The organism is Mesorhizobium kowhaii (assembly GCF_003253745.1).
Classification (GTDB): domain Bacteria; phylum Pseudomonadota; class Alphaproteobacteria; order Rhizobiales; family Rhizobiaceae; genus Mesorhizobium; species Mesorhizobium kowhaii.
Genome location: NZ_MZXV01000051.1, coordinates 135,620 through 148,502 on the forward strand (window position 1 = coordinate 135,620; position 12,883 = coordinate 148,502).

The 12,883-nt window shown below is 61.8% G+C and carries 13 protein-coding genes; 8 read left to right on the top strand and 5 right to left on the bottom strand.

Annotated features, from left to right (window positions below):
• Window positions 1-71 precede the first annotated feature (71 nt).
• Both B5V02_RS23150 and mfd read left to right on the top strand, forming a co-directional pair.
• Window positions 72-359: a succinate dehydrogenase assembly factor 2 gene (locus tag B5V02_RS23150; protein WP_111546398.1), complete on the top strand. Its 288-nt coding sequence runs from the start codon at window positions 72-74 to the stop codon at window positions 357-359.
• Between the two features lie 71 nt (window positions 360-430).
• Window positions 431-3,928 (top strand): transcription-repair coupling factor, encoded by a 3,498-nt coding sequence (gene mfd / locus B5V02_RS23155; protein WP_111546399.1) that lies wholly within the window; start codon window positions 431-433, stop codon window positions 3,926-3,928.
• A 76-nt stretch (window positions 3,929-4,004) separates the two neighbouring features.
• Here the strand turns inward: mfd and B5V02_RS40740 are convergent, their stop codons facing one another.
• Window positions 4,005-4,244: a hypothetical protein gene (locus B5V02_RS40740; protein WP_167458617.1), complete on the bottom strand. Its 240-nt coding sequence runs from the start codon at window positions 4,242-4,244 to the stop codon at window positions 4,005-4,007.
• Between B5V02_RS40740 and B5V02_RS23160 the strand changes: the two genes are divergently transcribed.
• Complete coding sequence (locus tag B5V02_RS23160; protein ID WP_111546400.1) at window positions 4,201-5,574, top strand: class II 3-deoxy-7-phosphoheptulonate synthase; 1,374 nt, start codon at window positions 4,201-4,203, stop codon at window positions 5,572-5,574. The genes B5V02_RS40740 and B5V02_RS23160 overlap by 44 nt on opposite strands.
• Window positions 5,575-5,638: 64 nt before the next feature.
• Here B5V02_RS23160 and B5V02_RS23165 read toward each other — a convergent pair whose 3' ends face one another.
• Both B5V02_RS23165 and B5V02_RS23170 read right to left on the bottom strand, forming a co-directional pair.
• Window positions 5,639-5,872, bottom strand: coding sequence for a hypothetical protein (locus tag B5V02_RS23165; protein WP_342633876.1), 234 nt, complete (start codon window positions 5,870-5,872; stop codon window positions 5,639-5,641).
• 56 nt (window positions 5,873-5,928) lie between these two features.
• Entirely contained in the window at window positions 5,929-6,999 is a 1,071-nt protein-coding gene (locus B5V02_RS23170) for a GGDEF domain-containing protein (protein WP_111546656.1), read from the bottom strand.
• A gap of 414 nt (window positions 7,000-7,413) precedes the next feature.
• Here B5V02_RS23170 and B5V02_RS23175 point away from each other — a divergent pair, with 414 nt between their 5' ends.
• The 3 genes from B5V02_RS23175 (at window position 7,414) to B5V02_RS23185 (ending at window position 8,899) form a co-directional block, all read left to right on the top strand.
• Entirely contained in the window at window positions 7,414-7,830 is a 417-nt protein-coding gene (locus B5V02_RS23175; RefSeq protein ID WP_111546401.1) for a GFA family protein, read from the top strand.
• Between the two features lie 81 nt (window positions 7,831-7,911).
• The gene (locus B5V02_RS23180) at window positions 7,912-8,271 is read left to right on the top strand and encodes a diacylglycerol kinase (protein ID WP_111546402.1); all 360 of its coding nucleotides are present in this window, start codon (window positions 7,912-7,914) and stop codon (window positions 8,269-8,271) included.
• A 40-nt stretch (window positions 8,272-8,311) separates the two neighbouring features.
• Window positions 8,312-8,899, top strand: coding sequence for a hemerythrin domain-containing protein (locus B5V02_RS23185; RefSeq protein WP_111546403.1), 588 nt, complete (start codon window positions 8,312-8,314; stop codon window positions 8,897-8,899).
• Window positions 8,900-9,063: 164 nt separating this feature from the next.
• Here the strand turns inward: B5V02_RS23185 and B5V02_RS23190 are convergent, their stop codons facing one another.
• Window positions 9,064-9,651, bottom strand: coding sequence for a DedA family protein (locus tag B5V02_RS23190; RefSeq protein WP_111546404.1), 588 nt, complete (start codon window positions 9,649-9,651; stop codon window positions 9,064-9,066).
• On the bottom strand, window positions 9,648-10,211 hold the full coding sequence (locus B5V02_RS23195) for a DUF1003 domain-containing protein (protein ID WP_111546657.1): 564 nt from the start codon (window positions 10,209-10,211) through the stop codon (window positions 9,648-9,650). Before B5V02_RS23195 ends, B5V02_RS23190 begins: the two co-directional genes overlap by 4 nt.
• A gap of 95 nt (window positions 10,212-10,306) precedes the next feature.
• On the opposite strand from B5V02_RS23195, the gene B5V02_RS23200 reads away from it, so the two are divergent.
• Both B5V02_RS23200 and B5V02_RS23205 read left to right on the top strand, forming a co-directional pair.
• Window positions 10,307-11,023, top strand: coding sequence for a DNA-3-methyladenine glycosylase I (locus tag B5V02_RS23200; protein ID WP_111546405.1), 717 nt, complete (start codon window positions 10,307-10,309; stop codon window positions 11,021-11,023).
• 123 nt (window positions 11,024-11,146) lie between these two features.
• A complete protein-coding gene (locus B5V02_RS23205; protein ID WP_111546406.1) occupies window positions 11,147-12,823 on the top strand; it encodes an NAD+ synthase in 1,677 nt (558 codons plus the stop codon).
• Window positions 12,824-12,883 lie beyond the last annotated feature (60 nt).

A 12,883-nucleotide genomic window follows, 5' to 3' on the forward strand; every position in this document is an offset into this window, starting at 1 on the left:
GGCCGCAGCGCAAGGCTGACAGCCCCTTCTATCCACGCTATATGCGCCGCAGCAAGTGAGGATGCGGCACAATGACCGGGACGACGAGATCAAGCGAGGGGCTGGACGCCCGCCGCCGCAAGCTTTTGTTTCGCTCCTGGCATCGCGGCATGCGCGAGATGGATCTCATCCTCGGCACCTTCGCCGACGCCGAGATCGGCGCCTTGACCGGCGAGGAAATCGACCAATATGAGAGGCTCCTCGACATTCCCGACACCGAATTCCTGCCCATGGTCACCGGCGAACGCCCGGTCCCAGTGGATATCGATTGTGCCGTTCTGCGAAAGATCCTGGCTTTCCGCCATTCCATGACATTCTGAACACAAGCAATTCCAGGAAAAGTGCGAAGCGGTTTTCCGTCCGGAATTGCGACAAACAAGACCGTGATTTCATGAGCCTCATTCCCACCATAGGCCTGCCGAAAGGCCGCGCCGGCCAGTTCATTGTCGATGGCGTCGCTGACGGCTACGAAGCCTTCGCGCTGGTGCAGGCGGCACTTGAGATCGCGCCCGACAAGCCGGTTCTGTTCGTGGCGCGCGACGGCCAGCGCCTGCCGGCGATCATCGAGGCGTTGTCCTTCGCGGCGCCCGGCCTTCCCGTATTGGAACTGCCGGCCTGGGATTGCCTGCCCTATGACCGCGTCTCGCCGGGGTCGGACGCGGCCGCCAAGCGCCTCGATGCGCTGACCGCCATGATTGCGCTGGCGAAGAAGCCGCACCGCGCCGTCATCCTCACCACCGCCAATGCGCTGCTGCAGCGCATTCCGCCGGCCGATCTGGTCGAGGCACAGACGTTTCATGCCAGGCCCGGCAACCAGATCGATATGAACGCGCTGGTGTCGCGGCTGGAGACATCAGGCTTCGAGCGCGTGCCGACGGTGCGCGGCGTCGGTGAATTCGCCGTGCGCGGCGGCATTCTCGACCTGTTCGCCCCCGGCTGGACCGAAGCCCTCAGGCTCGACTTCTTCGGCGACACGCTGGAATCGATCCGCGTCTTCGATGCCGCCACCCAGCGCACCACCGGCCAGCGCAAGTCGATGGCGCTGCAGGCGATGAGCGAAGTGGCGCTGACACCGGAAACCATCAGCCGCTTCCGCCGCTCCTATATCGAAGCCTTTGGCGCACCCCAGCGCGACGACGGGCTCTATGCGGCGGTTAGCGAGGGCCGGCGCTTCGCCGGCATGGAGCACTGGCTGCCGTTCTACTACGAACGGCTGGAGACCGTGTTCGACTATCTGCCGGACACGCCTGTTGTGTTCGATCATCTGGCGCATGAGGCGCTGGCCGAGCGCCACACGCTGATCCTCGATCACTACGAGGCGCGCAAGAAGCAGGCCGAGGGCGCGCTGAAGGATGCAGTGCCCTACAAGCCAGTGCCGCCGGACCTGCTCTACCTCTCGCCGGAAAACCTGATTGCCTCGCTTGGGCCGCGCGAAGCGATCGATTTTACGCCGTTCGATGCGCCCGACGCCGGCGCCAAGAAGGTTTTTCATGCCGGTTCGCGCCACGGCCGCAGCTTTGTCGAGCAACGCGCCGACCCCAGCGTCAATGTCTTCGACATAGTAGTCAGGCATATCGCCGACGAGCGCGCGGCGCGCCGCCGCGTCGTCATTGCCGGCTGGACAGAAGGCTCGCTCGACCGGCTTGGCCAAATCCTTGGCGAACACCATCTCGGCAATCTCAAGCAGGTCAACACGCTGGCGGAAGCGGAACAGCTCGAGCCGGGGCAGGCGGCATTGGCCGTGCTGCCGCTGGAATCCGGCTTCGAGACCGAAAGACTGGTCGTCGTCGCCGAACAGGACATTCTCGGCGACCGGCTGATCCGGCGCTCGAAGCGCAAGAAGCGGGCCTCCGACTTCATCGCCGAAGCTTCGGCACTGTCGGCCGGCGACATCGTCGTCCACGCCGATCACGGCATTGGCCGCTTCATTGGCCTGCGCACCATCGAAGCGGTTGGCGCGCCGCATGATTGCCTCGAAATCCACTATGCCGGCGACGACCGGCTGTTCCTGCCGGTCGAGAACATCGAGCTTCTGTCGCGCTACGGCTCGGATTCGGCCGAGGCGACGCTGGACAAGCTCGGCGGCGGCGCCTGGCAGTCGCGCAAGGCGCGGCTGAAGAAACGCCTGCTCGATATGGCCGGGCAACTGATCCGCATCGCCGCCGAACGGCAGATGCGCGCCGCCCCGGCCCTGGTGCCGGCCGATGGCCTCTATGGCGAGTTCGCCGCCCGCTTCCCCTATGAGGAGACCGACGATCAGCAGACGGCGATCGACTCGGTCAGGGACGATCTGGCGGCTGGCAAGCCGATGGACCGGCTGATCTGCGGCGATGTCGGCTTCGGCAAGACGGAAGTAGCGCTGCGCGCCGCCTTCATCGCGGCGATGGAAGGCTTTCAGGTGGCGGTGGTGGTGCCGACGACATTGTTGTCGCGCCAGCATTTCAAGACCTTTTCGCAGCGCTTTTCCGGCCTGCCGATTCGCGTTGCCCAGGCATCGCGGCTGGTCGGCGCCAAGGAGCTGGCCGAGACCAAGAAAGGTATCGCCGAGGGGCAGGCCGACATCGTCGTCGGTACCCACGCGCTGCTTGGCGCCTCGATTTCGTTCAAGAACCTTGGCCTTTTGATCATCGACGAGGAACAGCACTTTGGCGTCAAGCACAAGGAGCGGCTGAAGGACCTGAAGACCGATGTGCATGTGCTGACGCTGTCGGCGACGCCGATCCCGCGCACGCTGCAACTGGCGCTGACCGGTGTGCGCGAGCTGTCGCTGATCGCCACGCCGCCGGTCGACCGCATGGCGGTGCGCACCTTCATCTCGCCCTTCGATCCGCTGGTCATCCGCGAGACGCTGCTTCGGGAGCGCTATCGCGGCGGGCACTCCTTCTATGTCGTTCCGCGCATCAGCGATCTGGCGGAGATCCATGATTTCCTGAGAGAATCCGTACCGGAGCTGAAAGTGGCGGTGGCCCACGGCCAGATGCCGCCGGGCGAACTCGACGACATCATGAATGCCTTCTATGACGGCCAGTACGATGTGCTTTTGTCGACGACCATCGTCGAATCCGGCCTCGACATCCCGACCGCCAACACGCTGATCGTGCATCGCGCCGACATGTTCGGCCTGTCGCAGCTTTACCAGCTGCGCGGCCGCGTCGGTCGCTCGAAGGTGCGCGCCTATGCGCTGTTCACGCTGCCGGCCAACCGCAAGCTGACCGACACGGCCGAGCGCCGGCTGAAGGTGCTGCAGTCGCTCGACACGCTGGGCGCCGGCTTCCAACTGGCCAGCCATGACCTCGATATCAGAGGCGCCGGCAATCTTCTCGGCGAAGAGCAGTCCGGCCACATTAAGGAGGTCGGCTTCGAACTTTACCAGCAGATGTTGGAGGAGGCCGTCGCCGAGGTGAAGGATTCCGGTGAAGTCCAGGATGGCGGCTGGTCGCCGCAGATTGCCGTCGGTACGGCGGTGATGATCCCGGAAAGCTATGTTCCGGATCTGCAGCTCAGGCTGGCGCTCTACCGCCGCCTCGGCGACCTCGAAAACACCGAGGAGATCGACGCCTTTGGCGCCGAGCTGATCGACCGATTCGGCCCGTTGCCGGAAGAGGTGAAGCATCTTCTGAAGATCGTCTTCATCAAGGCGCTCTGCCGCAAGGCCAATGTCGAAAAGCTCGACGCCGGGCCGAAGGGCGTCGTCATCCATTTCCGTAAACGCGAATTCTCCAATCCGGTCGGCCTGGTCCAGTTCATCGGCGAGCAGGGCTCGCTGGCCAAGATCCGGCCCGACCACAGCGTCGTTTTCGCGCGCGACTGGCCGACGGCCGAGAAGCGGCTGGCGGGTTCGGCGGTCGTCATGACGCAGTTGGCGCGGCTCGTTGAGAAGGCAGCTTAAGGTGTATTGATATTCAGGTGAGGCCGGCCTGCAAACGGCGGCTTCCTGCGCTTCCGGTGCTGAATCTCAACACACCTTAACGACGCGCGTGCATTCGCCACGCGGCCAAATCCGGTCTAGAATAGGAAATCGGCTTCGTGTATTGAGCCGCGATCCCCATATGGGGTGGATTGGCGGGCGATGGCGCTTGCTTTGTTGTTTGACGCAATTCCGGACGGAAAACCGTTTCACATTTTTCCTGGAATTGCTCGGAAAGAGCGTTGGGTGCAGCGATGACAAAATGGTCGCCGAATTCGTGGAGAACGATGCCGATCAAGCAGGTTCCGACCTATCCGGACCTTGCCGCGCTGAAGAACACGGAAGCTCAGCTCGCTACCTTTCCGCCGCTGGTTTTTGCAGGTGAGGCGCGCAAGCTGAAGAAGCAGTTGGCGGCGGTCGCTGCCGGTGATGCATTCCTTCTCCAGGGCGGCGATTGCGCCGAAAGTTTTGCCGAACATGGCGCGGACAACATCCGCGACTTCTTCCGCGTGTTCCTGCAGATGTCGGTGGTGCTGACCTTCGCCGGCGCGCAGCCGGTGGTGAAGGTCGGCCGCGTTGCCGGCCAGTTCGCCAAGCCGCGCTCGTCCGACAACGAAACCAAGGGCGATGTGACGCTGCCCAGCTATCGCGGCGACATCATCAACGGCATCGAATTCGACGCCAAGTCGCGCATACCAGATCCTGCCCGCCAGGAGATGGCGTATCGCCAGTCGGCGGCGACGCTCAACCTTCTGCGCGCCTTCGCGCAGGGCGGCTATGCCAGCCTGGAGAATGTGCATAGCTGGATGCTCGGCTTCGTGTCTGACAGCCCGCAAGGCGAGAAGTACGGGGAACTCGCCAACCGCATCACCGAGACGATGGACTTCATGAAGGCCGTCGGCATCACCTCGGAAACCAATTACGCACTGCGCGAGACCGATTTCTACACCAGCCACGAGGCGCTGCTGCTCGGCTATGAGGAAGCGTTGACCCGCGTCGACTCGACCTCTGGCGACTGGTACGCCACGTCGGGTCACATGATCTGGATCGGCGACCGCACCCGCCAGCCCGACCATGCGCATGTGGAATATTGCCGGGGTATCAAGAACCCGCTCGGCCTGAAATGCGGCCCATCGCTGACGCCGGATGGATTGCTGGAACTGATCGATCTGCTCAACCCCGAAAACGAGCCGGGCCGGCTGACGCTGATTGCGCGCTTCGGCTCCGACAAGGTCGCCGACCATCTGCCGAAGCTGGTTCGCGCGGTGCAGAAGGAAGGCCGCAGCGTGGTGTGGTCGTCCGACCCGATGCACGGCAACACGATCGAGGCTGCCGGTTACAAGACGCGGCCGTTCGACCGCATCCTGAAGGAGGTGCAGACCTTCTTCGAGGTGCATCGCGCCGAAGGCACGCATCCAGGCGGCATCCATGTCGAGATGACCGGCAAGAACGTCACCGAATGCACCGGTGGCGCCCGCGCCATCACCGCCGAGGAATTGCAGGATCGCTACCACACCCATTGCGACCCACGCCTCAACGCCGACCAGGCGATCGAACTGGCCTTCCTGGTCTCGGATCTCTTGAAGAAGAGCCACCCGGTGCAGCACAAGCAGGCCGTTAACGGCTAAGCTTGATTTCGGCCTGAACGTCGACAGAAAAAGCGCTGGAGAAATCCGGCGCTTTTCTTTTTATTCAGGGCCCGCGTTCCCAGCGCAGGCCAACGAGACGGGGATCGGCAAAGGCGGTTCTGGAAAACTCGATGCGCTTTTCCGGAAATTCGCAGATCGCCTGCACGCCGAACGCGCCGAGCCGGATGCGCCAGGTCTGCGGCCCCATTGGCTTGGCCTTGGCGAAGCCGCGGCAGGTCAGCAGCGCAATGTTGGCGCCCTTTGGGTCACGCGCGGAACGGTAGCGGATCGCCTCCAATTCACATGGAAAGGGGTAGCGTCACACAATCCGTGGCGGCGATAGACGAGGCACGCTCAGTCCTTCTTGTAGAGCAGCCAGCTCTTGCCGGCGCGGCCGGCCATCGTCGAGTGCTTGGTGACGCGGTTGCGACCGCTGACTTTCGAGCGATAGAGCGCCCGGTCGGCCTTGGTGTAGAGGTCCTCGGGCCCCTCGGCTTCAGATGCCATGCAAATGCCCATCGAGACGGTGACGGTGCCGTAGTTGGTGCCGGTCTGGCTGCTGGTGAAGGGTGTCTGCTCGATCAGGGCGCGGATGCGCTCTGCAATCTCGTAGGTGGCGTCCTCGCTGGCGCCCTCGATGATCAGCGCGAACTCCTCGCCGCCGGTGCGGGCGACGAACATGTCGCCGCGAATGCTGGTCTGGAAAATGTCGGCGATGATCTGGATGATCTTGTCGCCGACCGGATGGCCGTAGCGATCGTTGATGTCCTTGAAGCGATCGATGTCGGCAAGGATCAAGGCGTTGAACAGGATGCCCTTGCTGCTGTTGTAAATCCTGGTGATTTCCTTGTCGAAGGCACGGCGATTCCAGATATGGGTCAACGGATCGGTGTCGGCCAGCCGCTTGTATTCCTCGAGCTTCGACTTGACGCTCTCAAGTTCGGCCGTCTTGTCGCTGAGCGTCGAGGCGACCTGCCGGCCGTGGTCGATGGTCGAATTGGTGGCAATCGCCATGGCGTTGGCGATCTTCTGCAAAAGATCCTGAGAGAGAAGGCTGCGGTTGCTCAGCCCGCTCGATGTCTCATCGAGGATCCTGCCGTATTTCTCGATGTGGCTGCGCTCGCTCCTCAGCAGCGAAGCGACCTCCTCGAGCTCCCTGGCAATGACTTCTCTGGCATGCTCGACGATGCCGGGGCCATGGTTGTGGGCAAAAAAGGCGCGGCCGATCTGGTCCAGATCATCCTGTGTCGGCCGGTTGCTCAGCGAAACGACGGCGAGGCTGAGTTCACGATTGGTGCCGCTCAGTGCCTCGTAGAAAATCTCGTAGTTGCGCGGCAAGCCGAGCACGCCCAACTGGCGCATTGTGGCGACGACATTGGCCGCGATATCGGTGCTTCGTTCGGTCGGGACAACTGCCGGCTGCATGTTCTGATCACTCTTCCCCTCGGATTCCGCGGCAGAATTTGCGGATTCCATTTGTCGCCGACCGGGGAAGGCTACCCGATAATCCAGAACAACTTGCGAACAGACGCGTCCCCACCTGCGACATTCGCTTACCATGACCATAAATGCGTGAGCGCTAAAGTTTCCTTAATTCGCTGAGGTTCCACAGTTTTTCTCTCTCTGAGGCTGTAGAAGCATCAATTTGCGCACCAACAATCCGGGATGAACGCCAGTTTGGTGGCTTTGAATGCGAAATTCGCGCATCACGCTGCTAAAAATGAAACTGGATTTCGGTTTCGCCACACCAGCAAATGTCGCATTTGCTTGCGTATGGCTGCCGCAAAGCTGGAATCCTGACGACGATGCTGTGGCAGAGTTTCTTCAAGGAGGGTCGTAATGAGTGACAGCCACCGAGGATCGTGTCTGTGCGGAGCGGTTCGCTTCAGAACGCGCGGAGCGCTGCGCGGCGTCGTCTATTGTCATTGCTCACAATGCAGGAAGCAGAGCGGACATTTCTATGCCGCGACCAATGTTGCAGACGCCGACATCGTGATCGAGGGTGGCGAAAGCATCACCTGGTACGAAGCATCTTCCTTCGCCAGGCGCGGTTTTTGCAAGGCATGCGGGTCGGTGCTGTTCTGGAAGCCGCGGGACCAGGACTACATTTCGGTCATGGCCGGATCGTTCGACAGGCCGACGGGCCTTGAGGGCGAATGCCATATCTTCGTCGGCGACAAGGGCGACTATTATTCGATCGACGACGGGCTGCCGCAGTTTGAAAAGTCGACGCCCGTTATACCGGTCGCTGAATGAATTTTGGACAAGTCGCCTTATTCCATTGATCTCGCCAGCCATTGCATTATCCCGTGCCGGTGATTCGGAAAGGGGTTTTGCATGCAGCGGCTGATCGACGCTTTTTTCAATTCGGTGCGGGCGTTTCGCAAGCTGGCCGTCAGCGAGAAGGCTTTCCAGCAGGAGCTGATGCTGCTCGCGCTCGCCTTGCCGCTCGGCTGGTTTGTTTCGATCTCGTGGCGCGGCTATGCCTTGCTGATCGGCGCGGTGCTGCTGCTGATCATGGTCGAAGTGCTGAACACCGGCATCGAGGCGGCCTGCGACGCCTTCAGCCGCGAGTTCAATGTCGATATCCAGCTGGCCAAGGACTGCGGTTCGCTGGCGGTGCTGATTTCGGTGATCATCGTCGCCGGCGTCTGGGGCATCGCCATTATCGAACGGATCGCCGGTCTACCGATCTAGCGTACCAGCTCCTATATGACGGTTACCAAAGGAGACTGTCATGTCGGACGCCGCTGATTTCCCCCTGCTTGAGCGAGCCGGCCTGCCGGACGATCTGCGCTGGCTGGCCGAAAAATACCCGCGTGAAAACTGGCAGGGCCACGCCAACATCCACGGCATCGCCAATATGTGGCTGCAGCGGCACGACATGTTCCGCGAACTCGGCGGCATGCTGGCCAACGGCATTGGCGACTACCGCGAGGGCAGGCTGACGGCGCCCGACTTCGCGCGCTGGTTCGCGCCGCGCCTCAACCATTTTCTCGGCAATCTCGATGGTCACCACAATGTCGAGGATCATCATTATTTTCCGGTCTTCGCCAAGGCGGAGACGCGGCTGAAGCGCGGTTTCGAGATCCTCGATGCCGACCATCACACCATCCATGAAGGACTGGAGCGCAATGCCGAGGCCGCCAACGCCTTCATCAAGACGCTTCATGAGAGCGAGGACAGACAGCGCTTCGCCGCCGACGCCTATGCCGACGAAAACAGCCGGCTGATCGACATGCTGACCCGGCATCTTGCCGACGAGGAAGATTTGATCATCCCGCTGATCCTCGATCGGGGTGATCAGGCGCTCGGTATCGACTGATGCATGTCGCCCAAAAGTGCGTAGCGGTTTTGGGACAACGACATGCATGCAAACTAGAGCGGTTCATCGTTTCACGGAAACGCAGAACCGCTCTATCTCTTTGTTTTGACGCAATTCCGGACGGAAAACCGTTTCACACTTTTCCTGGAATTGCTCTAAAGACCTCAACTCTCCCTGGCACGTTCTTTCCTGGCGACATGCCGGGCGACGAACCAGGCAAGGATCGCCACCGTCAGACCGATGCCAAGCCCGACCAGCAACCGCTCGTGACGCATCAACGCCTGGCCGATGAAGTGTTCGGCCCCCAATCCAAAGACATAGCCAATCGTGCTGAACAGCACCGCCCAGATCACCGATGAAATGGCGTTGAGGATGACGAAACGCAGCGCTGCGATGTTGGAAAGGCCGGCCGCGATGCCGCCGACAAGGCGCATGCCGTAGACGTAGCGGTTCGACAGCACGAAAATGTCGGGATGGGTGTTGAGCAGGCGAAAGGCACGGCGAAAGCCGGGCCGCTTGCGCAATCTGACGACATAGGGATGGTCGGCAAAGCGTCGTCCAAGAATGAAGAAGAAGGTGTCGCCGACGAAGGCGCCAAGGGCGGCCGCGAGGACGCTATGCCACAGCACGAAGACTTGCTGGTGCGCGAAGAAGCCGCCGAGGATGGCCGCACTTTCACCTTCCGCGACACAGCCGAGGAAGACGGCAAGCAGGCCGTATTGTTCGATCAGGTGATGGATCGTTTCGGTCATGAAGACGGCTGCTGCTGCGAAAGCCTTTCGTCGATCCGCTTGACGAGGTCGGCCAGTCGCACGAGCTCGTCGCGCATGCCGAGGATCTGGCCGTGGCGGAGTTCGTCCAGCTTTTCATGCAGCGCCATGATCTCGATCTCCGCCTTCAGGTTGACCTCGTAGTCGTGGGCGGCGTCGATGCGGTCGCGTTCGGTCTGGCGGTTCTGCGCCATCATGATCACCGGCGCCTGCAAGGCGGCGACCATCGACAGCACGAGGTTGAGGAAGATGAACGGGTAGGGATCGAACGACTCTTGCCCCAGCAGCCACCAGTTGGCGCCGATCCAGAGGATCAAGAAGGCGATGAAGGACAGGATGAACGTCCACGAACCACCGACGCGCGCAATGGCATCGGCGATACGGTCGCCCGCGCCCTGAAGGCCGGCAAGGCTCTCATTGATGTTCTGCGATACCGGCTTGCGGTCGACAGCGCTTTGCAGCACCCGCCTTTCGAGTTCGGTCAGATTTTCCGGCGTTCGCCTTAGCCAGCGGTTGGCCAGTTCGGGCACTGTCTTGTTCATGGATGTCTCCATACCAAAAGCCTCGGCTTGGCAGCCTCGTCTCCATATAGGAAGATGCCGTTCCGTCAAAAGCGCGGCACGGAGACGAAAGCAAAATGCCAGACTTCGCGAAAATCCGCGCCCGAGCCGCCAAACGCAAGGGCGGTGAGGCGGAGCTTTCGTCGCTTTTGGGGCCGGCGCCCGACAATGCCGCCGTGGCTGACATCACCGATGACCGTATTCTATCGACGATGGCCGAGCGCGTCTTTGCCGCCGGTTTCGTCTGGCGCGTCATCGAACAGAAATGGCCGGGTTTCGAAGAGGCCTTCCTCCGCTTCGAGCCGAAGCGGCTGTTGTTCCAGCCCGACGATTTCTGGCACGATCTGGCTTCCGATCAGCGCATTGTGCGCAATCCGCAGAAGATCAGATCGGTGCGCGACAATGCTGCCTTCGTCGAGCGCGTGTCTGGGGAATATGGCGGTTTCGGCAAATTCCTTGCCGACTGGCCGGCGGACGATCAGGTCGGCCTGATGGCGTATCTCGGCAAGCATGGCAGCCGGCTCGGCGGCAAAACCGGCCAGTATTTCTTGCGCTGGCTGGGCTGGGATGCCTTCGTCATTTCGGGTGATATGGCGGCCGCGTTGCGCGACGCCGGCCTCGACATCGCCGAAAGCCCGACCTCGAAGAAGGATCTCGACAAGATCCAGAGGCAGATCAATCAGTGGGCGGCGGACACGGGCCTGCCGCGCCGGCATATTTCGCGCATCCTGGCGATGTCGATCGGCGACAACCATTCGCCGGAAGCGTTGCGCGAATATATGGGCGACGACTGATCCCTGGTCGCCCAAGCTATGATCTGACATTCGGTCTGGACACGAATGACATATGACATTCGGTCTGGATTGGTCCAAACGAACGCCATTGCTCGGGCAAATTTGCCGCGCTAAGTCAGCAACATGACCAAGAAGCTCGACACCCTGCGCATCGCCGTCGCCCAGCTCAATCCGACTGTTGGCGACATATCAGGCAATCTCGCCAAGGCCCGCGAGGCGAGGGCGGATGCCGCCCGCCAGGGCGCCGACCTCGTGCTCTATACCGAGCTTTTCCTCGCCGGCTATCCGCCGGAGGATCTGGTGCTGAAGCCGGCCTTCCTGAAGGCCTGCGAAAAAGCGGCACAGGACTTTGCCGCCGATACCGCCGATGGCGGCCCGGGCGTCATCATCGGCACGCCGCTGAAGCGCAAGAGCGGCACGCACAATTCGATCATCTTCGCCGATGGCGGCAAGATCATCGCCGAGCGCTACAAGCTCGATTTGCCGAACTACGGCGAATTCGACGAGAAGCGCGTCTTCCAGGCCGGACCCGAGATCCAGGGGCCGGTCAATTTCCGCGGCGTGCGGATCGGAATTCCGATCTGCGAAGACATCTGGGGCGATGTCGGCATCTGCGAGACGCTGGCCGAAAGCGGGGCCGAAATCCTGCTGGTGCCGAACGGCTCGCCCTATTATCGCACCAAGATCGATGTCCGCCACCAGGTCGTCATCCGCCAGGTCATCGAATGCGGGCTGCCGATGATCTACGCCAACCAGCTCGGCGGCCAGGACGAGCTGATCTTCGACGGTGCGTCGTTTGCCATCGGCGCTGACAAGACGCTGGCCTTCCAGATGAGCCAGTTCGAGGAAGCGGTCGACGTCACCACCTGGAAACGAACGGATGGTGGCTGGGTCTGCTCGGAAGGGCCGATGTCGAAGATCCCGGACAGGGACGAGGCCGACTACCGCGCCTGCATGCTTGGCCTGCGCGACTACGTCAACAAGAACGGTTTCAAGAATGTCGTGCTCGGCCTGTCCGGCGGTATCGACTCGGCGATCTGCGCCGCCCTTGCCGTCGATGCGCTTGGCGAGGAACGCCTGCGCGCGGTGATGATGCCCTACCGCTACACCTCGAAGGACTCGCTGAAAGATGCCGAGGATTGCGCCCGCGCGCTCGGCTGCCGCTATGACATCGTGCCGATCTTCGAGCCGGTCGAGGGCTTCCTGCACACGCTGACGCAGCTCTTCGAGGGCACCAAGGAAGGCATCACCGAGGAGAACCTGCAGAGCCGCGCGCGCGGCACCATCCTGATGGCGATCTCCAACAAGTTCGGCTCGATGGTCGTCACGACGGGCAACAAGAGCGAGATGTCGGTCGGTTATGCCACGCTCTACGGCGACATGAACGGCGGCTTCAATCCGATCAAGGACCTCTACAAGATGCAGGTCTACGCGCTGTCGCGCTGGCGCAACAGCCACGTGCCGCCGGGCGCGCTCGGGCCTTCCGGCGAGGTGATCCCCAAGAACATCATCGACAAGGCGCCGTCGGCGGAATTGCGCGAGAACCAGACCGACCAGGATTCGCTGCCGCCCTATCCGGTGCTGGACGATATCCTCGAATGCCTGGTCGAGAACGAGATGGGGGTCGACGACATCGTCGCACGCGGTCACGACCGGGCGACGGTGACACGCATCGAGCACCTGCTCTACATCGCCGAATACAAGCGCCGGCAGGCTGCACCCGGCGTGAAGATCACCAGGAAGAATTTTGGCCGCGACCGCCGCTATCCCATCACCAACCGTTTTAGGGATCGCGGCTAGATACCGGTCGCGGACCGGCTCGATCGCAGTCCGCAATGAACAGTATGCTGCCGTCGCGAC

Bases quoted from the DNA above. Each gene is read 5' to 3' on its own strand.
- B5V02_RS23170 (WP_111546656.1), bottom strand. From the start codon at position 6,999: ATGCAGCCGGCAGTTGTCCCGACCGAACGAAGCACCGATATCGCGGCC.
- B5V02_RS23175 (WP_111546401.1), top strand. From the start codon at position 7,414: ATGAGTGACAGCCACCGAGGATCGTGTCTGTGCGGAGCGGTTCGCTTC.
- B5V02_RS23200 (WP_111546405.1), top strand. From the start codon at position 10,307: ATGCCAGACTTCGCGAAAATCCGCGCCCGAGCCGCCAAACGCAAGGGC.
- B5V02_RS23150 (WP_111546398.1), top strand. From the start codon at position 72: ATGACCGGGACGACGAGATCAAGCGAGGGGCTGGACGCCCGCCGCCGC.
- B5V02_RS23205 (WP_111546406.1), top strand. From the start codon at position 11,147: ATGACCAAGAAGCTCGACACCCTGCGCATCGCCGTCGCCCAGCTCAAT.
- B5V02_RS23195 (WP_111546657.1), bottom strand. From the start codon at position 10,211: ATGAACAAGACAGTGCCCGAACTGGCCAACCGCTGGCTAAGGCGAACG.
- B5V02_RS23160 (WP_111546400.1), top strand. From the start codon at position 4,201: ATGACAAAATGGTCGCCGAATTCGTGGAGAACGATGCCGATCAAGCAG.
- B5V02_RS23180 (WP_111546402.1), top strand. From the start codon at position 7,912: ATGCAGCGGCTGATCGACGCTTTTTTCAATTCGGTGCGGGCGTTTCGC.
- B5V02_RS23190 (WP_111546404.1), bottom strand. From the start codon at position 9,651: ATGACCGAAACGATCCATCACCTGATCGAACAATACGGCCTGCTTGCC.
- B5V02_RS23185 (WP_111546403.1), top strand. From the start codon at position 8,312: ATGTCGGACGCCGCTGATTTCCCCCTGCTTGAGCGAGCCGGCCTGCCG.
- mfd (WP_111546399.1), top strand. From the start codon at position 431: ATGAGCCTCATTCCCACCATAGGCCTGCCGAAAGGCCGCGCCGGCCAG.